At 61.1% G+C, this 19,223-nt stretch carries 16 protein-coding genes; 2 read left to right on the top strand and 14 right to left on the bottom strand.

Features of this window, described 5'->3' with window-relative positions:
* Positions 1–219: 219 nt before the first annotated feature.
* The 6 genes from hglS to V6F91_RS24285 form a co-directional block, all read right to left on the bottom strand.
* A complete protein-coding gene (gene hglS / locus V6F91_RS24310; protein WP_332768924.1) occupies positions 220–1,608 on the bottom strand; it encodes a 2-oxoadipate dioxygenase/decarboxylase HglS in 1,389 nt (462 codons plus the stop codon).
* A gap of 88 nt (positions 1,609–1,696) precedes the next feature.
* Positions 1,697–2,917 carry a glycolate oxidase subunit GlcF gene (gene glcF, locus V6F91_RS24305; protein WP_332768922.1) on the bottom strand — a complete coding sequence of 407 codons (1,221 nt, stop codon included), beginning with the start codon at positions 2,915–2,917 and terminating at the stop codon, positions 1,697–1,699.
* Between the two features lie 2 nt (positions 2,918–2,919).
* Positions 2,920–3,969: a glycolate oxidase subunit GlcE gene (gene glcE, locus V6F91_RS24300; RefSeq protein ID WP_332768920.1), complete on the bottom strand. Its 1,050-nt coding sequence runs from the start codon at positions 3,967–3,969 to the stop codon at positions 2,920–2,922.
* Complete coding sequence (gene glcD, locus V6F91_RS24295; RefSeq protein WP_332768918.1) at positions 3,969–5,468, bottom strand: glycolate oxidase subunit GlcD; 1,500 nt, start codon at positions 5,466–5,468, stop codon at positions 3,969–3,971. Before glcD ends, glcE begins: the two co-directional genes overlap by 1 nt.
* A gap of 79 nt (positions 5,469–5,547) precedes the next feature.
* Complete coding sequence (locus V6F91_RS24290; protein WP_332768916.1) at positions 5,548–6,474, bottom strand: alpha/beta fold hydrolase; 927 nt, start codon at positions 6,472–6,474, stop codon at positions 5,548–5,550.
* Positions 6,475–6,495: 21 nt separating this feature from the next.
* Positions 6,496–7,950 carry an NAD(P)/FAD-dependent oxidoreductase gene (locus V6F91_RS24285; protein ID WP_332768914.1) on the bottom strand — a complete coding sequence of 485 codons (1,455 nt, stop codon included), beginning with the start codon at positions 7,948–7,950 and terminating at the stop codon, positions 6,496–6,498.
* A gap of 176 nt (positions 7,951–8,126) precedes the next feature.
* Here V6F91_RS24285 and V6F91_RS24280 point away from each other — a divergent pair, with 176 nt between their 5' ends.
* Positions 8,127–9,200 carry a diguanylate cyclase gene (locus V6F91_RS24280; RefSeq protein ID WP_332768912.1) on the top strand — a complete coding sequence of 358 codons (1,074 nt, stop codon included), beginning with the start codon at positions 8,127–8,129 and terminating at the stop codon, positions 9,198–9,200.
* Between the two features lie 212 nt (positions 9,201–9,412).
* Positions 9,413–10,651: a M20/M25/M40 family metallo-hydrolase gene (locus V6F91_RS24275; protein ID WP_332768910.1), complete on the top strand. Its 1,239-nt coding sequence runs from the start codon at positions 9,413–9,415 to the stop codon at positions 10,649–10,651.
* 117 nt (positions 10,652–10,768) lie between these two features.
* Here V6F91_RS24275 and V6F91_RS24270 read toward each other — a convergent pair whose 3' ends face one another.
* The 8 genes from V6F91_RS24270 to V6F91_RS24235 form a co-directional block, all read right to left on the bottom strand.
* Positions 10,769–11,638, bottom strand: a complete 870-nt coding sequence (locus V6F91_RS24270) for an isocitrate lyase/PEP mutase family protein (RefSeq protein WP_024012471.1) — start codon at positions 11,636–11,638, stop codon at positions 10,769–10,771.
* A 165-nt stretch (positions 11,639–11,803) separates the two neighbouring features.
* A complete protein-coding gene (gene astA, locus V6F91_RS24265; protein ID WP_332768905.1) occupies positions 11,804–12,838 on the bottom strand; it encodes an arginine N-succinyltransferase in 1,035 nt (344 codons plus the stop codon).
* A 61-nt stretch (positions 12,839–12,899) separates the two neighbouring features.
* On the bottom strand, positions 12,900–13,916 hold the full coding sequence (locus V6F91_RS24260; protein WP_332768903.1) for an arginine N-succinyltransferase: 1,017 nt from the start codon (positions 13,914–13,916) through the stop codon (positions 12,900–12,902).
* 118 nt (positions 13,917–14,034) lie between these two features.
* Positions 14,035–15,384: an APC family permease gene (locus V6F91_RS24255; protein ID WP_332768901.1), complete on the bottom strand. Its 1,350-nt coding sequence runs from the start codon at positions 15,382–15,384 to the stop codon at positions 14,035–14,037.
* Between the two features lie 92 nt (positions 15,385–15,476).
* Positions 15,477–16,229 carry an N-formylglutamate amidohydrolase gene (locus V6F91_RS24250; RefSeq protein WP_332768899.1) on the bottom strand — a complete coding sequence of 251 codons (753 nt, stop codon included), beginning with the start codon at positions 16,227–16,229 and terminating at the stop codon, positions 15,477–15,479.
* The gene (locus V6F91_RS24245) at positions 16,213–17,544 is read right to left on the bottom strand and encodes a glutamine synthetase (protein ID WP_332768897.1); all 1,332 of its coding nucleotides are present in this window, start codon (positions 17,542–17,544) and stop codon (positions 16,213–16,215) included. The genes V6F91_RS24250 and V6F91_RS24245 overlap by 17 nt, the downstream gene beginning before the upstream one ends.
* A complete protein-coding gene (locus V6F91_RS24240; protein ID WP_332768895.1) occupies positions 17,541–18,185 on the bottom strand; it encodes an isochorismatase family cysteine hydrolase in 645 nt (214 codons plus the stop codon). Before V6F91_RS24240 ends, V6F91_RS24245 begins: the two co-directional genes overlap by 4 nt.
* Before the next feature lie 2 nt (positions 18,186–18,187).
* Complete coding sequence (locus tag V6F91_RS24235; RefSeq protein ID WP_206415931.1) at positions 18,188–19,042, bottom strand: MurR/RpiR family transcriptional regulator; 855 nt, start codon at positions 19,040–19,042, stop codon at positions 18,188–18,190.
* Between the last annotated feature and the right edge of the window lie 181 nt (positions 19,043–19,223).

Below are 19,223 nucleotides of genomic sequence, written 5' to 3'. Positions count from 1 at the left end.
CTTTCGCGAGCAAGCTCGCTCCCACAGTGGACTTGTGTTGTCCCGGATTCTGCACCCAGCCACAGGATTAATGGATTGCCGCGAAGCTTGAGTCCACCGCGAAACTTGTGGGAGTGAGCTTGCTCGCGAAGGCGTCGGGTCAGGCAGATCATTGGCGACTGATACACCGCTATCGCGAGCAGGCTCGCTCCTACAAGGGATTCGTGGATAACCCCGGAATCAGCGCAATCTGATCCGCAACAGCTCGGCGCATTCTTCGATCGAGCGCTTCTGCGTCTCGGCGTACAAGCCCAGCTCGTCGATGGTCGCGCGCCCGAGCGCTTGTTCGAAAGCCTGGCGGTTGGAGTGCTCGCCATAGTGCGTCTGCGCGGCATCGCCAAGGTTTGACTGAAAAATCCCCGCCGCACTCACCGGCAGGAAATCTTCGTACACCAGTGGCTCAGCTTTCACATAGCCCTCACGCAACAAGTCTTCCAGCGAAGACTCACTGATACCACTCGCCGCTCTGCCTTTTTCCGTAGCGAAATAGCGAAAATACGCCAGCTCGTGTTCGCGCATGCCCTCGACGCTGTCAGGAAACTCGCCAAAATGCTGGGCCATCAGTGCGTTGTAGCGTACGGAGTTGCCTTCATTGGGGAATTCGCCCAGTTCATCCCGCGCCGCATTCAGCAAGCGGTCATACAGCGCGCGGCCCTTGGGCGTCAGTGCGGCGCCGCGTTGTTCGATTTCGCCGAAGCGCGCGCTGTGACTGCCGCGGGTTTGCTGCTGATCGGTGAAGGCGATCGGCTCGTCCAGTGCCTTGAAACTGGTCTGGCGCAGCAGGATCGGACATTGTCGGCGGGGTGGGCCCTCGATGACCGCTTTGGGCGTGATGCCATGCTTGGGCATTTGTTCCTGCACGCTGTCGATGTCCAGCGTACGCGGGGTCAGGTGGTTGATGTGCGGACCTTTGAAGGCGACGACGTCGGCGATCAAGCGATGTTGCGCGCTCAGCGTCTGGTACTGCGCGGCGGTAACGGTGGCGCTGTGATGCCAGCGAAAGGTTTCCATTGCCTGTAGGACAAATGCCTCGGCCTCGCTTTCGTTCAGCCCGCCCGCTGTTTCAGCGTGGGCGATCAGACGCAATGCTTGCGGGGTAAAAATAGATCGCCGAGTCAGCACCGATTCGGCAAAGGCGCGCACGTCGGGATCTTCGATCAGTTCCAGGCGTAACAGCGAAGTAAACACCCGAAACGGGCTGAGCTGTAAGGCGTTTTCATGCACCGCGCGAAACGCCGTGGAATGCACCGGCACGCCTGCCGGCGTCAGATCGTAATAGCCCACCGGCAGCATGCCCATTACCGCAAACAGGCGGGCGAGGGTGGCCAGTTCGGTAGCGGTGCCGACACGGATGGCGCCGTGGCGCTCCATGTCCAGTCGTTCGAATTCTCCGGTGCTGTGCAGTTGCCGGGCTATGTCTGGTTGATTGGCCAGCACGTCGCGGTTGGTCTGCTCCACCAATTGCATCAGCGCGCCGTACAGCGGCACTTCTTCGCGGTACATGTCGGACATCGCTTTGGAGAAGCGTTGGCGGATCAGGTCGGGGCTGACAAACGGCTGCACGGTCATGAAAAAAATTCCTGCCACGGTCACGATATGGATAGCGCAAAAGATCGCAGCCTTCGCCCATGCGGGCAAACGAAGAATCCTACGAACTTCATTCTGTCAACGACTGATCCACCAGCTCGACCCAGTGCAAAACCTGGGTACGCCGAGCGCTGGCCAGATGGCTCTGGCAGCCGACGTTGGAGGTGACGATCAATTGCGGCCGGCCGCTTTCCAGCGCATTGAGGCGGTTATCCCGCAACTGCCGGGCCAACAGCGGCTGCGTCAGCGAATAGCTGCCCGCCGAGCCGCAACACAAATGGCCGTCCGGTACGGCGGTGAGATTGAACCCGAGACGCGTCAACACCGACTCCACCGCGCCGCCGAGTTTCAGCGCGTGCTGCAAGGTGCACGGGCAATGCACGGCGATTCGTTGCTGGCTGGCGGCGCACACCTTTTCCAGCGGTTCCTGCGCGATGATCTGCACCAGGTCCAGCGTCCGCTCGCTGATGTGCCCTGCCTTGAACGCATAAGCCGGATCATTTTCGAGCAAATGCCCGTAATCCTTGATAAACGCGCCGCAGCCGCTGGCGGTTTGCACGATCGCTTCGGCGCCGTTCTGCAGATGCGGCCACCATGCGTCGATATTTTGCCGGGCGCGATCGAGGCCTTTGGCCTGGGCGTCGAGGTGATAATCCAGCGCGCCGCAACATCCGGCCTCCGCAACCGGAATAACGCTGATGCCGAGTCGATCCAGCACCCGCGCCGTCGCATCGTTGGTGTTCGGCGACAGCCCCGGTTGCACGCAGCCTTCAAGCAACAATACGCGGCGCGCATGTCGAGGAGCCGGGCGCGATTTGTTGACTGACACCGCTTGCGGCAGTTTGCTTTCCAGCAAACGCGGCAACAGCGGGCGAAACGTCGCGCCTACCCGCAGCAGGCTTTTGAACACGCGGGGATTCGGCGCCAATGCCCGCAGGCCCTCACGCAACAGCCGCTGAGCCGGCGAGCGCGGCACGGCCTGATCGACCACCGCACGGCCAATGTCGAGCAGGTTGTGATAGTCAACGCCGGACGGGCAGGTGGTTTCGCAATTGCGGCAGGACAGGCAGCGGTCCAGATGCAATTGCGTTTGCGCAGTCGCCGGTGCGCCTTCGAGTACCTGCTTGATCAGATAAATCCGCCCGCGCGGGCCATCGAGTTCATCGCCGAGCAATTGATAAGTCGGGCAGGTCGCGTTGCAAAAACCACAATGCACGCAGGTGCGCAGAATCTTTTCCGCCTCGGCGGCTCGGGGCAGCTGTCGCGCTTGTTCGCTGAGCGTGGTTTGCATGGCTAGAACTCCGCGTACATCCGCCCGGGATTGAACAGCCCTTGCGGATCGAGTTGCACCTTGAGCTGGCGGTGATAGCGCAACAGCGTCGGCGCCAACGGCTGGAACGGTGTGTCACTGGCACCGTGGCTGAAACAGGTGGCGTGGCCGCCGAGCGACCGGGCTAGCGCATGAATATCGGCGCTGGCGGACTTCAACCAGCGTTGCGCGCCGGCCCAGTCGATCAATTGCTCGCCGGGCAGCTCCAGCGGGCCGATATTGTTCGGCAGCGACAGACGCCACAACGGCTGGCCCTCATCGAAAAATGCCAGGCGGTGCTCGTTCAGATCACGCCAGAACAGGGAGTCCAACGGCTCACCACCGAGGCGTTGATGCGCCGCCGTCACCGAACCTTCGCCGCCCTCAAGGCGCAGATAAAGACTTTCGCCATCGTGGCATGCGGCACTGATCGGCAGCGGTTGCTGACCCCACTCGGCAAGTTTGCTCAAGGCGCGGGCGCAGTCGATATCCAGGCGAATGCTCAGGCACTGGCGCGGTTTGGGCAGGACTTTCAGCGAGACTTCGGTGAGCACGCCAAGGCAGCCGAAACTGCCGGCCATCAGCCGTGACAGGTCGTAACCGGCGACGTTTTTCATCACTTCGCCGCCAAAACGCAAGTGCTGACCGAGGCCGGTGATGACCCGCGTGCCGAGCACGAAGTCGCGCACCGAGCCTGACCACGGGCGCCGCGGGCCCGATAAACCGGTGGCGATCATACCGCCGACGGTGGCGCTGTCGGTGAATGCCGGCGGTTCGCATGGCAGCATCTGCCCGGCGTTATCCAGCGCCGCCAGCAACTCCGATAACGGCGTCCCCGCGCGCGCGGTGATCACCAGTTCAGTCGGTTCGTAGCGCACGATGCCGCAGTGCGCACGAGTGTCGAGTATTTCGCCCGCCACCTCGCGGCCGAGAAACGCCTTGCTGTTGCCGCCCTGGATTTTCAACGGTGTGCGATTGGCGCGGGCGGCGTTGACCTGATCGAGCAGGGCACTGGCGCCGTCGAGATCGGTCATCAGAAACGCTCCAGCTCGGGGAATGGCAGTTGCCCGGCGTGAATATGCATCGCGCCAAATTCGGCGCAGCGGTGCAGGGTCGGGATGTTCTTGCCGGGATTGAGCAGGCCTTTGGCGTCGAACGCAGTTTTAACTGCATGGAACAGGCGCAGTTCGTCACTGTTGAATTGCGCGCACATCTGATTGATTTTTTCGCGGCCGACACCGTGCTCGCCGGTAATGCTGCCGCCGACGTGCACGCACAGTTCAAGGATCTTGCCGCCCAAGGCTTCCGCGCGCTGCAGTTCGCCCGGTTGGTTGGCGTCGAACAGGATCAGCGGATGCATGTTGCCGTCGCCGGCATGAAACACGTTGGCAACGCGCAAACCGTACTCTTCGGCAAGCGTTGCGATGCCTTGCAGCACACTGGGCAATTCGCGGCGCGGGATGGTGCCGTCCATGCAGTAATAGTCCGGGGACAAACGGCCGATTGCCGGGAAGGCATTCTTGCGTCCGGCCCAGAAACGCACGCGCTCGGCTTCGTCTTGGGCCTGACGCACTTCAGTCGCACCCGCGGCGAGCATGACCTCGCGCACACGCTGGCAATCATCATGCACATCGGCTTCGACGCCATCCAGTTCACACAGCAGAATGGCCTCGGCATCGACCGGGTAACCGGCGTGGATGAAGTCTTCAGCGGCGCGGATGGCCAGGTTGTCCATCATTTCCAGGCCACCGGGAATGATCCCCGCCGCGATGATTTCGGCGACGGCGCGGCCAGCCTTTTCCACCGAATCGAAACTCGCCAGCAGAACTTTCGCCACTTGCGGTCTGGGCAGCAATTTGACCGTGACTTCGGTGATGATCCCCAGCAGGCCTTCGGAGCCGGTGAACAGCGCGAGCAAATCGAAACCTGCCGAATCCAGGGCCTCGGAGCCCAGGGTCAGGCGTTCGCCTTCGATGGTCAGCACTTCGATTTTCAGCAGGTTATGCACGGTCAGACCGTACTTGAGGCAATGCACGCCCCCGGCGTTTTCGGCGACATTGCCGCCAATCGAACAGGCGATCTGCGAGGATGGATCCGGCGCGTAGTACAGGCCAAACGGCGCGGCGGCCTGGGAAATCGCCAGATTGCGCACCCCCGGCTGGACCCGCGCGGTGCGGGCGGCGGGGTCGATATGCAGAATATTGTTGAACCGCGCCATCACCAGCAGCACACCCTGTTCCAGCGGCAACGCGCCGCCGGACAAACCAGTGCCGGCACCGCGCGCGACCACCGGGACGTTCTGTGCATGGCAAAGTTTGAGCAGGCTCTGCACCTGATCGAGACGTCGGGGCAGGGCGACCAGCATTGGCGTGGTGCGGTAGGCGGAGAGGCCATCACACTCGTAAGGTTTCAGCTCCTCTTCGCGCCACAGCAGATCGAGGTCTGGCACGGCCCGTTGCAGCGCCGCGAGCAGTTCAGCCTTGTTCACCTGCGGCAGCGGGCCGTCGAGGCGCTCGTCGTAGAGAATGTTCATCTCAACTCCAGGCCCCGCCGCTGATCGTTCCCCCACAGAGCGTGGGAACGATCAGGGCCAGGACGATCAGGAAAAGTTGTCATCGCTGGCTTGCAAGAAACGCCTGATACAGGCGTGCGCTATTGGTCGGCTGCTCGACCATCGGCATGTGCCCGACGTGGTCCCAGACCTCCACGCGCAAATTGGCGATGCCCTTGCTCCAGACTGGCACGCTGCTGACGTCGATCAGGCGATCCTTGCGCCCCCACAGCAACAGCGCCGGGCAGCGAATTTCGGCCAGTTTCGGCTCCATCGGCGGACTGGCGTGGAAGTCACGGAAGATTTCTTCCAGTTCATCGCGTTGCTGCACGTAGCGCTGGGCGATGGCGTCGAGCACTACCTTCGGCACCCAGGGCGGCGAGGCCATGGTCATTGCATACAGATAGCGAAACTCTTCGCGCGAGTTGACCAGAAACGGATTGTGCCCGCGCGCCAGATGCCGCTCCATGTCGCTGGCCTGCGGTGCGGTGACGCCCGCCGGATCGATCAGCGCCAGCGAGGCGATTCGCTCGGGATAGGTTGCCGCCAGCCACGCCGCCAGATAGCCGCCCATCGAATTGCCGATCACATGCACCTTTTCCACGCCGCAGACATCAAGCAACTGGATCATGCGCTTGGCCTGCAGCGCAATGTCAAAACCGCCACCGGCCTTGAAGCCGGTTTCACCATGGCCGGGCAAATCCGGAATGATCACCCGATACTGCCGCACAAAATGCCGGGAGAAGCGCAGCCACAGATTCTTGTCGGCGCTGAAACCATGCAGCATCAGGATCGCACTGGCCGCTTCATACGGCCCGCCCTGCCAGGTCGACACCGTCATCTCGGCAATCGGCACTTCGATCTTGTGCAACTTGTACAACCTGGCCTCGAGGGCCATGCTCAGGTCGTACAGCCAGTGCCCGACCGCTGGATAACTCAACCAGCTCCAGGCCACGAAAACCGCGAGGGCGACAAACAGCAAAAGCATCGACGTCTTCCTTTTACGTGTTCAGGACAGAATGTGGTCGGCGGGTTTCAGCGCCCGGGTCAAACGGTAATAGCTGAAACTGAAGCCGGGAAACATGGCGATTACATGACCGCTCTGGCTTTGATACCAACTGTGGCAGCCACCGGACTTCCACACCGTGCGCTGCATTTCCCGGTGGATCATTGCAGTGTAGGTACGTTCTGCGTCGCGGCGCACTTCGATGCTGCGCAACCCTTGATCGCGCACGGTGCGGATGCAATCGATGATGTAGTTCATCTGCGCTTCGATGATGAACAGCGCCGAGGTATGGCCGATGCCGGTGTTCGGGCCGGTGACGATAAACAGGTTGGGGAAGTCCGGCAGACTGGTGCCCAGATAGGCACGTGGATATTCGGCCCAGACATCGCTGAGTTGCACGGCGTTTTTTCCGCAGACCGGGTAGGAAATCACTCCGTCGGTGGCGTCGTAACCGGTCGACCAGACAATCAGATCCACCTCGACATGCTGACCGTCTGCGGTGTTGATCCCGGTTTCGTCGATTGACGTGATGCCTTGTTCGCGGCTGTGCAATGTGACGTTCGGGCGGCTCAATGTCGGGTAGTAAGTGCTTGAGACCAGCACGCGTTTGCAGCCGATGGTGAAGTCCGGGACGAGTTTTTCCCGCAAGATCGGGTCCGGCACCTGACGCTTGAGAAAGCGCAGGGCGTGCTGCTGCACCATCTGGATAGCCGGTTTCGAGTATTTGAAAGCGATGACACGGGTTTCGAACTGCCAGTAGATCAGCCAGCGCAGCAGTTTGTAGGCGGGTTTGCGACCGAGCAGCCAGCGCTGTAGCGGTCCGAAGCGGCGATCGGCCCGCGGCAGAACCCAATGCGGTGTGCGCTGGAAAACGTGCAAATGGTCCACTTGCGGCGCTATCGCCGGAATCACCTGGACCGCGCTGGCGCCGCTGCCGACGATGGCCACGCGTTTACCGCGATAGTCGTAGCTGTGGTCCCAGTTGTTTGTATGAAAAGTCTTGCCCTGAAAGCGATCCCGGCCGGGGAATTGCGGGATCACCGGTTGACTCAACGGGCCGCTGGCGTTGATCAGAAATTGTGCATGAAAGATGCCTTTGCTGTTGGTATGCACGGCCCAGCGTTTCTCCAACTGGTCCCATTCGATACGCTCGACATTGGCCTCCAGCTCGACGCGTTCACGCAAACCGAACTGCTCGATGACGTGCTCGGTGTAGCGCTGCAGCTCGGCTTGGCCGGCGAACATCTGCGACCAGCGGTAAGGCGCGAACGACAGCGAATACAGCGGCGACGGCACGTCCACCGCAGCACCGGGGTAAGTGTTCTGGCACCAGGTGCCGCCGAAAAAGTCCCGTCGCTCCAGCAGTCGAAAGTCGTCGATCCCGGCCTTGAGCAGGTTGACCGCCGCACACTGGCCGCCAAAACCGCTGCCGATGATCAACACTTGGTAGGTGCGCATGGGCCTCCTTCTTATAGTTGTTTTTCCATTTGCTCCTTTCATGTATAGCCAAATATCTGCCTTGTGCGCGCCCCTGATGTCGCGCCATTCAGCCCGCTGGCCGGTGATGGCTATTTAACGTTGCCCTGATAGACTCCCATCACGTCCGCACAGCGGAGTGCGTGGTCGAGGTCCTTATGGGAAATGCCGGAGGAAAGGGACTTTCATTAGCCAGGAGGCTTTATACGTCGCGAATCCTCGGGCTGTTGCTTGGGCTGCTGTGTGTGTCCGTGGCGATGTATGCGCTGGATCCGCCGCTGTGGGTCTGGGCACTGATGCTGTTCAATGGCCTGGTCTGGCCGCACCTGGCGTTTCAGTGGGCGCGCCGCTCCAGCGTTCCGTATCACGCTGAACATCGAAATCTGTTGATCGACGCTTTTTTCGGTGGCTTCTGGGTCGCCGCCATGCATTTCAATCCATTGCCCACGGCGGTGACCATTTCAATGATGGCGATGAACAACGTCGCGATCGGCGGTGCACGGTTTCTGATGGCAGGCTCTACAGCGCAATTGCTTGGGGTGTTCGTCGGCCTGGCGATATTTGCTCCGGCATTCGTCCCGCAAACTTCGCCTGCGCAGATGTATGCGTGTTTCCCGTTACTGCTGCTGTATCCGTTGGCGCTGGGCTGGATCTGCTTTCGTCAGGCCTACAATCTTGGTCGCCATAAACGCGAACTGTTGGCCCTGAGTCGCACCGACAGTCTGACCGGACTGCTCAACCACGGCGCCTGGAAAGATCAACTGGAGATTGCGTTTCAACGCTGCAAACGCCAGCAGCAGGGCGCGGCGATTGCATTGATCGACATCGATCATTTCAAGACGATCAACGACACCTACGGCCATGTAGCGGGCGATATCGTGTTGCGCCAGTTGAGCAAGTTGCTAAAACACAACCTGCGCGCGACCGATGTGGCCGGGCGCTACGGCGGTGATGAATTCTGCGTGATCCTGCCCGAACTGCCGCTGTTCAACGCCGCTCAGGCCATGGAGGCGTTGCGCGAGCGCTTTGCGATTCTGGGTTATGAGCAGAATCCGGCGCTTAAAGTCAGTTTGAGCATAGGCCTGGCGGCCTACGATCCCACGCATGCCGATGCCACACGCTGGCTCAATGAGGCCGATCAGGCGCTGTACGAAGCCAAGGCGAGCGGGCGCAACCGGGTGATCTGCAATTGCGACGAGCAGCCTCGCCAGCCGGTGCTCGATTCGGTCTGATTGCCTGCCACAAATCCCTTGTAGGAGTGAGCCTGCTCGCGATGGCGCCGTGTCAGCTGGCATCGATTTCGGCTGATCCACCGCTTTCGCGAGCAGGCTCACTCCTACAGGGGGTTTGGGTTGTTGGTTAAATCAGTGTCGCATCCGGTGTAGAGCCTCGCGCCGATGTCGGGTACGGTTAAAGTCCCCGTACGCGAAACAAGGACCGCTTCATGACGTTCTCATTTCCTCGTTCCCTGTTGGCCGCCAGCCTTGGCTTGTCTCTGACCCTCGCTGCCACCGGCGCCTTCGCCGAACCGCACAAGCAAGTGCTCGCCGATGCCGAGCAGTACCAGCCCGAAGCGCTGAAGTTGCTCGAGCGGCTGGTTAATATCGACTCGGGTTCCGGTTACGAACCAGGTCTCAAGCAAGTCAGCGACATCGCCATCGAAGAGCTGAAGAAGCTCGGCGCGACGATCGAGCTGGTGCCCAACACCCCGGAAAAGTCCAACCATGTTCTGGCCACGCTGAAAGGCACCGGTAAGGCGAAAATCCTGCTGATGGCGCACATGGATACCGTTTTCAAGGAAGGCTCGGCGGCCGAGCGGCCGTTTCACATCAAGGACGGCCGCGCATACGGGCCGGGAGTGATGGATGACAAGGGCGGTATCGTCGCCGGGATTTATGCGCTGAAAGTGCTGAAGAACCTTGATTTCAAGGACTACGCGCAAATCACCTTCCTGCTCGACGCCAGCGAAGAAACCGGTTCGGACGTTGCCACCGACCTGATCAGGAAAACCGCCAAACAGCACGACGTGACCCTCAACCTTGAGCCGGGCCGCCCGGCCGATGGTCTGGTGGTGTGGCGCAAGGGCAGCGCGACGGCGCTGGTCGAGGTCAAGGGCAAAGCCGCGCACGCCGGTGTCGCGCCAGAACTGGGGCGCAATGCCGCGATGGAGGCGGCGCACCAGATTCTGCAACTGGGCAAGCTCGGCGATGAACAGAAGAAAACCACCATCAACTTCACCGTGCTCAAGGCCGGCGATCGCACCAACGTGATTCCCGATCAAGCCACCGCGAAGGCTGACGTACGCGCGGCGGTGCCCGAAGAGTTCGACCGGATCGAAAAGGATCTGGCGCGGGTCTCTCAGGACAAGTTGATTGCTGATACCGAAGTGAAGACTTCCTTGCAACGTGGCTTGCCACCAATGCCGCAGACGCCCGAGTCGGATCGCCTGATGGCAATGGCCCAAGGCATTTACGGGGAGATCGGCCGCAAACTGACCGAAGAGGGCAGCGGTGGCGCGGCGGATGCGAGTTTGTCCGCCGGGGTCGGCACACCGACGCTGGATGGCTTCGGCATTGTTGGCGGCAATATCCATACGCCGGAGGAATACGCAGAAGTGGCAAGCGTGGCGCCGCGGATTTATTTGTTGTCGCGGATGATCATGGAGTTGGCCAAGCCGCAGTGAAGGATGATCGTTCCCACGCTCTGCGTGGGAACGATCATTATGCGGTGTCACACGTGGGCGTAAAGGTTCCCTCTCCTTCTGGGAGAGGGCCAGGGTGAGGGGCTTTTCTTTCCAGCATCACTCCTTGACGCTCATGTACTCCTTCGCCCAGAGAATGTATTCCTCTGGCTGGGTGTAAGTGTGGGTCAATTCCGTTGCGCTGAGATCGGCGGCCTGGGTGAAGATCTGCCGCTGTTCGCGCAGGCTGTCGTAAGTCGCTTTTATCGCCGCAAAGTAAGCGCCATGTCCGTCGATGGTCACGCGCACACCCAGTTCGGCCAGGCGTTTGTCATCGCGCAGCGCCGGGTTGCCGTAAGTCACCAGCATGAGCGGCACGGTCAAGTGTTCGGCGATCTGCTCGAGCTGATCGAAGTCCTGTACGCCGACCATGCAGATGCCATCGGCGCCCGCCGCCTGGTATTGGCGGGTGCGGCTGATGATTTCCTGGTTCGGCAGGATGCCGGCGTTGGTACGGGCGATGATCGCCATTTCCGTGTCGACCCGGGCTTCCAGCGCCGCGCGGATCTTGCCGACGCCTTCGGCGACGGTGATCAGGTCGGTGGATTTGCGGCCGAATTGCGCCGGCAGCAGGGTGTCTTCGATGGTCAGGGCGGCGACGCCGGCACGTTCCAGTTCGACGATGGTGCGCATGACATTCAGGGCGTTGCCGTAGCCGTGATCGGCGTCGGCGATCACTGGCAACTGGGCGACGCGGCCGATGCGGGTGGCTTGTTCGGCGAATTCGCTGAGGGTGATCAGGGCAAAGTCCGGGGCGCCGAGGACCTGCAACGAGGCCACGGAGCCGCCGAGAATGCCCACTTCAAAACCGAGATCGGCGGCGATGCGCGCAGACATCGGGTCAAACACCGAGGCCGTGTGGTAGCAGGTGTCGGAGGCCAGCAACTGACGGAAGTTACGGCGCAAGTCTTGATGAGAAAGCCTGGTCATTCGAGTTCCACCAATACAAAGGAATGGAACGGCTTGAACAAATGTGTCAACGCCGAAGAATGAAAAGGCTATCACGCGAATGGGTCAATGATCATGACGAATTTGCGCAAGCGGCATGCTTGAGTTGGCTTTTGCTGAAAGGATTTACCCTGACGGTGGCAACGATTACGCCGCCACCGCCTGTTGTTGTTGATTCGGCAGCGCGACTGCCCGCACTGAATTGCCCGGTTGCAGTTGCAGACGTTTGGCCGTGAGGCGGTCGATCATCAGGCTGCTGCCGACGCGACGAGCATGGGCCACGGTGATGCGGCAGTTTTCCAGCCGACGATTGTGAATCAGCCATAACGGTGCCTGTTCGTCCGGGCTGCCCAGGCTTAAGGTCAGTTCTGCGCTGTCGCGCACGGTGCGGATATTGTGCAGCGGTGCTTCGATCACCGGGCCTGCGTCGAAGATGTCGATGTAGCCCTTGTGGGCGAAACCCTCCGCCTGGAGGATTTTCAGCGCCGGCTCGGTGTTCGGGTGCGCCTGACCGATGGCGGCCTGGGCTGCTTCGGTGAGCATGCAGGTGTACAGCGGCTGGCGCGGCATCAGTTCGGCGATGAAGGCTTTGTTGCCGAGCCCGGACAAGTGGTCGGCATGGCTGAAATCCATCTGAAAAAAATGCCGACCGAGGCTGTCCCAGAACGGCGAACAGCCTTGTTCGTCTGCGCTGCCGCGCAACTCGGCAATCATCTTTTCGCCGAACAGGTGCGGAAATTCCGCAGCGAACAGCAAACGCCCGAGCGAAAGCAGGCGGCCGTTGCTGCCGTGGCGCTGGTCATGGCTCAGAAACAACGAGCACAGCTCCGACTGGCCGGTCAGTTCATTGTTGAGGAATAGCGTCGGGATCTGCCGTTGAATGCCCAGATCGGGGGCCGAGCTGACCGTCAAGCCGACCCGATAGTTGTACCAGGGCTCGCGCAGGCCGACCGCCCCAGCCATCGCGCTGACACCGACCACGCGCATGTCGTCGTCTTCGAGTACAAACAGATAGTCGGCATCGGCGCGTTCCACCTGTTCGGCAAACGCCCGTTGCGCCCAGCGCACGCGGTGAGCCAGGCGCTCTTCATTGGCTGGCAGGGTGGTGAACCCCGGGCCGGCCTGTTGTACCAGGGCCATCAGGGCGGGCAGATCGCTGACTTTCACCGGGCGGACAATCATCCTGTAACTCCTTCTGCGCGCCTGTTCGGGCGATGTCGTAGGCTGTGCAACCGGGCGGGATTCACAGGGCAATCAGCCGGATCGGGCTGCCATCGGTCACGTCCAGCGCCGCGCACAGGGCAGGGGTGAGTGACAGCGTTTGATCGGGGCGGTAATCGACTTCGGCGACGATTGCGCGAAAACCCTGCAGCGCATCGTTGCTCAGCAGAAAACGGCCACGCGCATCGATGTGTTCCCGTTGCTGCACGCGGGCGATCTGGCTGTGGGTGATCGATCGGATGTTGGCCATGCGCGCATAAAGGGTCGGGCCAGCGTCGAACAAGTCGATGTAGCTGTTGGTCTCGAAGCCTTCGCGCTCGAGAATATCGAACGCCTCCTGTCCCTCCGGATGGACGCGACCGATACATTCCTGCGCCGCGGGCGGCAGCATTGGCACGTAGATCGGGTATTGCGGCATCAGTTCGGCGAGAAATCGCCGGCTCTGCAGGCCACACAAGCGTTCGGCCTCGGCGTAGGGCAGGTCGAAGAAGTGCTTGCCCAGCGCATCCCAGAACGGCGAATGCCCGTCCTCGTCGCTGTAACCGACGATTTCGGTGATCACCGCTTCGGCAAAGCGCGGCGCGTGGGCAGCGATGAACAGCAGTCGTGCCCGTGACAGCAACTCGGAAAATGGCGTGCGCACCAGCGCCGCGTCAATGTGGAAGCCGCGCAGCAGGGTGTGGTCGTTGAGATCGTGGCACAGCGACAGCGCCGGCACGCCGTGTTCGATGTTCAGCTCCCGCGATGCGCTGGTGAAATGGCGGTTGCGCAGGCTGTAGAACGGCTCGTCGTGGCCGGCGGTGGCGAGAATCTCCGAGCAGCCGCGCAAGCGCTGGCTGTCAAGGTCTTCGAGCACGAAGCAATAACTCTCCGGGCCATGCGCCGCCGCAGCGCTGGAAAACGAGGCAATGGACGCGGCGATTTTCTCGCGCAGGCGTTCGCTGTCGTCCGGCAGCGAGGTCACGCCCAGCAGGCTGTCGCGGGCCAATTGTTGGAGCTGGGGCAGGTCAGTCTGCTCGACCGGGCGTAAGACCAGCATGGATGTACTCCTGTATCAAAAGGTTCGGCGATGGCGCCGAACCTGACTATCACTGTCGGTTTCCACGCAATAAATCGGCAGTCGCCTGATTCGTTGTCAGACGCTGCTCTTTTTTTTGTCAGCTGTTGCTCGGATCCGGCAGCGCGGTGCTGGCCCCGAGTTTGTTGAGAAAAAACAGATACACCAGACCCAGGGCAATCCAGACCAGGCCGAGCTTCTGCGCATCGACTCCCATGTTGTACATGATGGCCGCGACGATGATGAAACCGACCACCGGGCAGAGCAGATGACGCACGATCTGACCGGATTCCTGCCGACGCCAGTAGTAGTTGACCACGGTCAGGTGCAGCAGCATGAAGCCGCTCAGTGCGCCGAAGTTGACCAGCGAGGTCAGGGTGTCGACCGAATTGATGAACAGGTAGCAGATCACCAGCGACAGCACGGCCACCAGATAAATGCTCAGGTACGGCGTGTTGTGTTTCGGGTGCACCTTGGCCAGCACTTTCGGCAACTTGCCATCGCGGGCCATGCCGAACAGCAGGCGCGATACGGCGGCTTGCGAGGTGATGGCAACCGCCACGCCCCAGGCCAGCGCCGTGGCGACTGCGGTCAGGGTCGCGAGCCAGCTGCCGGCGGCGATTTCGGCAATTTCATAGAACGCAGTGTCGGCGGATTTGAAACCCATGCCCGCCGCCAGATCGGTGGCAATCCAGGTTTGCGCAACGAAAATCACACCCATCACCACCAAGGTGATCAGCGCTGCTTTGCCGACGCTCTTGCCTGGATCGCCCTTGATCTCTTCGGCGAGGGTAGAGATTGCGTCAAAGCCGAGGAACGACAGCACGGCAATCGACACCGCTTGCATCAGCAGGGCGAAATCAAATGTTTCCGGGTGGTACAGCGGAGCCAGCGTCAGCTCGCCGTTGCCGCCGCCGTTGTGCAGGGCATTCCATGCGTAGAACAGGAAAATCCCCAGCACCACCAGTTGCGCAAGCAGGAAGACAATGTTCATCCGCGCGGTGAAGGTGATGCCACGCAGATTGACGAACGTCGCGCTGACCAGGAATGCCAGAATGAAGCCGACTTTCGGAATGTCCGGATACAAATGGTTTAACGCCATGGCCGCGTAAACATAGAGCAGCGGTGGAATCAGCAGGTAATCGAGCAGCATCAGCCAGCCGGCGATGAAACCGACGTGTTGATTCAGCCCGCGTTGCGCGTAGGAATACACCGAACCAGCGATCGGAAAGGCCTTGGCCATGCTGCCGTAGCTCAGCGCCGTGAACAGCATCGCCACCATGCCGATGATGTAGGCCAGTGGCACCATGCCCGGCGCCTCGGCGTTGACGTAGCCATACACACCGAACGGGGCGATGGGGATCATGAAGATCATCCCGTACACCACCAGGTCGGTCAGCGTCAGGCTGCGTTTCAACTCTTGTTTGTAGCCGAATTGTTCAATTTCCATAAAGCCTACCTCCTTGTCAGCCAATCGGTCGTTTCAGTTGTTCACAGTCCATCGTTTACATCGTCAGCGGTGTTTTGTTACAGCAATATCGATTACAGCAAGGGTGCCAGGTAACCAGCCCAGCGTGACACGGCTTCAGGGCTGCGCAGCAAGTCGTTGCGCACCTCGATCAGCACCGAGTCGAGGCCACGGGCGTCGCCATGTACCGGCACGGTCATGTCGCCCAGCGGGTCGATGCGGTACGGCTGATTGCCGGCCACTTTCAGCGGATGCGCCTCGAGCCCGTCCAGCAGGCGCTGTGCGTAGGCCTTGGCCTGGCCGAACAGCACACCGACCTCCAGCGGTCGTGGCTGGCCGTAATACACCGGGGTGAAACTGTGAATGCCGACCACGCGAACAGATTGCCCCTGGGCAATGCGTTCGTCGATCAACGTTTGCAAACGCGCGTGAAACGGCTTGAACAGCATCTGCCGACGGTACTCACAAGTGGCTTCGTCGAGTTCGCGGTTGCCCGGCACCTGATAGATCTCGCTTCGCGCCGGAATGCTGTCCGCGGCATGCCGTGGCCGGTTCAGATCGATCAGCAGCCGCGAATAGTTGGCGCTCAGCAAGGTGGCGCCAAGTTGTTCGGAAAGCTGTTCGGCCAGTTGCAGAGCGCCGATGTCCCAAGCGATATGTTCCTGCGCGGCATCATCATCCAGGCCCAGATTGTTCAGGGCTGCGGGGATGTAGCAGCTGGCGTGTTCGCAGACCAGAATCAACGGGTGTGTCGACTCCTCGCGGATCAGGTCGTAAGCCGGGCGGGTGTACAACCCGTGCTCGGTGGATTCAGTACAGGCGTGCATAGTGCTCACACAAGTCAGCGGGCGAGAGCTGTTCCGTCAGCGCCAGTTCCTCGGTTTTCAATGCGTAATACGTGTCGAGCAATGGCTTGGGCAGCCATTCGGTGAACGCGGGACTGTTGCGCAGGCAATCCAGCGCCTGGGCCAGCGAGGCGGGCAGGGCGACGATGCCCCGAGCCTTGCGTTGCTCGTCGTTGAGTGAATCGGGAATTTCATCAGTGATCGCGTTCAGCGCCAGGCGCTGTTCGATGCCCAGCCGTCCGGCGATCAGCAGCGCGGCCATGGCCAGATGCGGCGAAGCGGTGGCGTCCATGGCGCGAAATTCAACATTGAACTGCCGGGCGACGGACTTGCCCCCGAGGCTCACCGTCGGGCAGATGCGCAGTGCCGCTTCGCGATTCTGCTGACCCAGACACGCGTAGGACGCGCTCCAGTGATGCGGCTGCAAGCGCTCGTAAGACACCGGCGTCGGCGCAGTAAACGCACACAACGCCGGCAGATAATGCAGAATCCCCGCCGCCCAGTGCTGGCCAATGCCCGACAGGCCGTTACTGGTGCCAGCGTCGTAAAGCATCGGCTGGTCTGCCAGATCGAGCAGGCTGACATGCAGGTGTACGCCGTTGCACACCGCGTCGCCTTTGATTTTTGGCGCGAAACTCAAGTTGAGGCCCATTTGCCGGGCAATCTCGCGGCTGATCTCGCGCACATTCACCGCGCGATCGGCGGCTGCCACGCCGAGGGCCGGGCGACAGGTGACTTCGTACTGGTGCTTGCCGTATTCAGGCAAAAACATCTCCGGCTCGACCCCGCCGGCGCGCAGGGCGCTGAGCAGCCAGCCGCCGAACTCGGCACCCTGGCGCTGGGCCTGGAGGGAAAACGCCAGATGCTCGGCGGACCCGGCGTGCAGATTGAATTCGTGCTCGAACGCCGCGTTGACCTGCAGGCTCAGTTCATCGCGATAACGCTCTATTTCATCACGCAGCAAGGTACGCGGACAGGCGCCCCACGGACGGCCGTCGGTTTCGCGAATGTCGCCGTGGATGAAATCCAGGGCCGGGGCGTTGGCGTCCGGGCCATTGCTGACAATGACGCGGCTGCTCAAATCGGGGATCAGCCGCAAGTCACCGTACGCACCCCACGGATTGGTCGAGGCGATGATGTCCTGTGGCGTCAACGCACTGTTGGCTGGCACCCAGCCGCAACCGGCGGCTTGATAATGCTCCAGTTCATCGGTGGGAAACGAGCGGCCACGGGTGATGCCGGTCAGGTCCGTGGTGACCAGCGTGGTCAGCGGCAGCGGTGTCAGGCGCGCGCTCATGCCTGCATCTCCTGCAAGCGGCCAAGCACGGTGTCGGTGTCGGTGATCCAGCAGTAACCCTTGATTGCGTTGAGGCAGGCGTGATGGCGTTCGGCGCTATAGGTGGCGCAGGCATCTTCCACCAGCGTGACCAGATAACCGCGGTCAGCAGCGTCGCGCACGGCCATGTCGACGCATTGGTCGGTGACGATGCCGGCGATGATCAAATGGCGGGTTTCGAGGTTGCGCAGGACGTAGTCGATATTGGTTGAGTTGAACACGCCGGAAGAGGTCTTCGGCAGGACGATTTCGTTTTCCGCCGGGGTCAGTTCAGCAATGATCTGCGCCTGCATACTGCCTTTGGGCAGGTGCATGTCTGAGAGTTTGTGATCGAGCGAGCGGTCGCGGCCGTCGGCGGTCAGGCTTTCGATGATTGTGTGCAGGACGTTCTGCCGGGCTTCACGGAAGGCTGCGAGCAAGCGTTGCTGGTTGGGCACTACCTGGATGCGTGCGCGGCTGAGGAAATACTCGGCGTCAGGCCCCGTCAGATGCACATCGAACTGTGGTTCGAGCCAGGCGCGCTGCATGTCCACCAGCAACAGTGCGGTGTGATTGCTGGCAAACGGCAAGTCCCGCGGTGAGCGGTGGGGAAGGTTGAACATCCTTATTTATCCTCCAGCAAATGGGTGTTGAAGTCGTTGCGCAGGGCATCGATGCCTTCCAGGCGATCGGCCAGATTTTCGGTGCGCAACGTCAGACAGGCGATCAGCGCCTCGACCTGCGCCAGCGCCGGGACCATGGTGTCGAACGGCGAGGCCGATTCGACCGGGGCGCTAATGATCAGGTCAGCCAGTTCGCGCAGCGGCGAGGCATATATATCGGTGAACAACACCACCCGGGCATTGTTGTTTTTCGCGGCACTGGCGACCCGCAACGCCTGGGTCTGGTAGCGGCGATAGTCGAACAGCAGCACCACGTCCTGGCGTTGCAGATCGAACAGCCGATCAGGCAGTTGTGCGTTGTCCTCCAGCGCAAAGCAACCGGGGCGCAACAGACGCAAGTGGTTGAGCAGATAGGTGGCCATCAGGCTGCTGAAGCGTCCGCCAAAGCAGTACACCTGATGACGCGCATCGAGCAGCCAGTCGGTCAGGATGCGCACATCTTCCGGTTGCGTCAGCGATTGGGTTTCCACCAGCAGGCGATGGCTGTCGCCCAGATAGTGACTCCAGGCGTCGTCCTTGTGTTGCTGGGCGCGCGGTTGCAACAGCGTGCGCGGCGAGCGCAGGCGATGGTCCATGTCGCTGAGCAGGGCGTCCTGAAATTCGGCATAACCGCCGAAACCGAGTTTTTTCACCAGACGTACGATGGTCGGATCGCTGACCCCCGCGTGTTCGGCCAGCCGCGCCATCGGGCCCAGGCCATTGCGCGGATACTGATCGAGCAGGGCGCGAACGACTTTGCGCTCCGACGGCGTAAGATCCAGGCCGGGCTCGGTGATCAGGTCTCTGAGAGGGGGCATCCGGGCTCCTGCTGGATGAGGGGTGTTGAATCTGTTTCATAATCCGTTAAAACAGTATTTATGTAAGTGGCGCTACATGTCTAGCGAATTTTTCGGCGTGTTGAAACGGCACCAAAACAGGGCGAGACGCCCGTGTAACAAGGACTTCACGAATGTCGACTGGTCTTGTAGTCCATTGCCC

This window comes from Pseudomonas koreensis, from assembly GCF_036668835.1.
Taxonomy (GTDB): Bacteria; Pseudomonadota; Gammaproteobacteria; order Pseudomonadales; family Pseudomonadaceae; genus Aquipseudomonas; species Aquipseudomonas koreensis_I.
The sequence above is the reverse complement of the archived record's forward strand: the minus strand, read 5'-3'. Positions and strand labels throughout refer to the sequence as shown.

Bases quoted from the DNA above. Each gene is read 5' to 3' on its own strand.
- V6F91_RS24285 (WP_332768914.1), bottom strand. From the start codon at position 7,950: ATGCGCACCTACCAAGTGTTGATCATCGGCAGCGGTTTTGGCGGCCAG.
- V6F91_RS24250 (WP_332768899.1), bottom strand. From the start codon at position 16,229: ATGCACGCCTGTACTGAATCCACCGAGCACGGGTTGTACACCCGCCCG.
- glcE (WP_332768920.1), bottom strand. From the start codon at position 3,969: ATGACCGATCTCGACGGCGCCAGTGCCCTGCTCGATCAGGTCAACGCC.
- hglS (WP_332768924.1), bottom strand. From the start codon at position 1,608: ATGACCGTGCAGCCGTTTGTCAGCCCCGACCTGATCCGCCAACGCTTC.
- V6F91_RS24240 (WP_332768895.1), bottom strand. From the start codon at position 18,185: ATGTTCAACCTTCCCCACCGCTCACCGCGGGACTTGCCGTTTGCCAGC.
- V6F91_RS24280 (WP_332768912.1), top strand. From the start codon at position 8,127: ATGGGAAATGCCGGAGGAAAGGGACTTTCATTAGCCAGGAGGCTTTAT.
- glcD (WP_332768918.1), bottom strand. From the start codon at position 5,468: ATGAACATTCTCTACGACGAGCGCCTCGACGGCCCGCTGCCGCAGGTG.
- astA (WP_332768905.1), bottom strand. From the start codon at position 12,838: ATGATTGTCCGCCCGGTGAAAGTCAGCGATCTGCCCGCCCTGATGGCC.
- glcF (WP_332768922.1), bottom strand. From the start codon at position 2,917: ATGCAAACCACGCTCAGCGAACAAGCGCGACAGCTGCCCCGAGCCGCC.
- V6F91_RS24245 (WP_332768897.1), bottom strand. From the start codon at position 17,544: ATGAGCGCGCGCCTGACACCGCTGCCGCTGACCACGCTGGTCACCACG.
- V6F91_RS24260 (WP_332768903.1), bottom strand. From the start codon at position 13,916: ATGCTGGTCTTACGCCCGGTCGAGCAGACTGACCTGCCCCAGCTCCAA.
- V6F91_RS24255 (WP_332768901.1), bottom strand. From the start codon at position 15,384: ATGGAAATTGAACAATTCGGCTACAAACAAGAGTTGAAACGCAGCCTG.
- V6F91_RS24275 (WP_332768910.1), top strand. From the start codon at position 9,413: ATGACGTTCTCATTTCCTCGTTCCCTGTTGGCCGCCAGCCTTGGCTTG.
- V6F91_RS24235 (WP_206415931.1), bottom strand. From the start codon at position 19,042: ATGCCCCCTCTCAGAGACCTGATCACCGAGCCCGGCCTGGATCTTACG.
- V6F91_RS24290 (WP_332768916.1), bottom strand. From the start codon at position 6,474: ATGCTTTTGCTGTTTGTCGCCCTCGCGGTTTTCGTGGCCTGGAGCTGG.
- V6F91_RS24270 (WP_024012471.1), bottom strand. From the start codon at position 11,638: ATGACCAGGCTTTCTCATCAAGACTTGCGCCGTAACTTCCGTCAGTTG.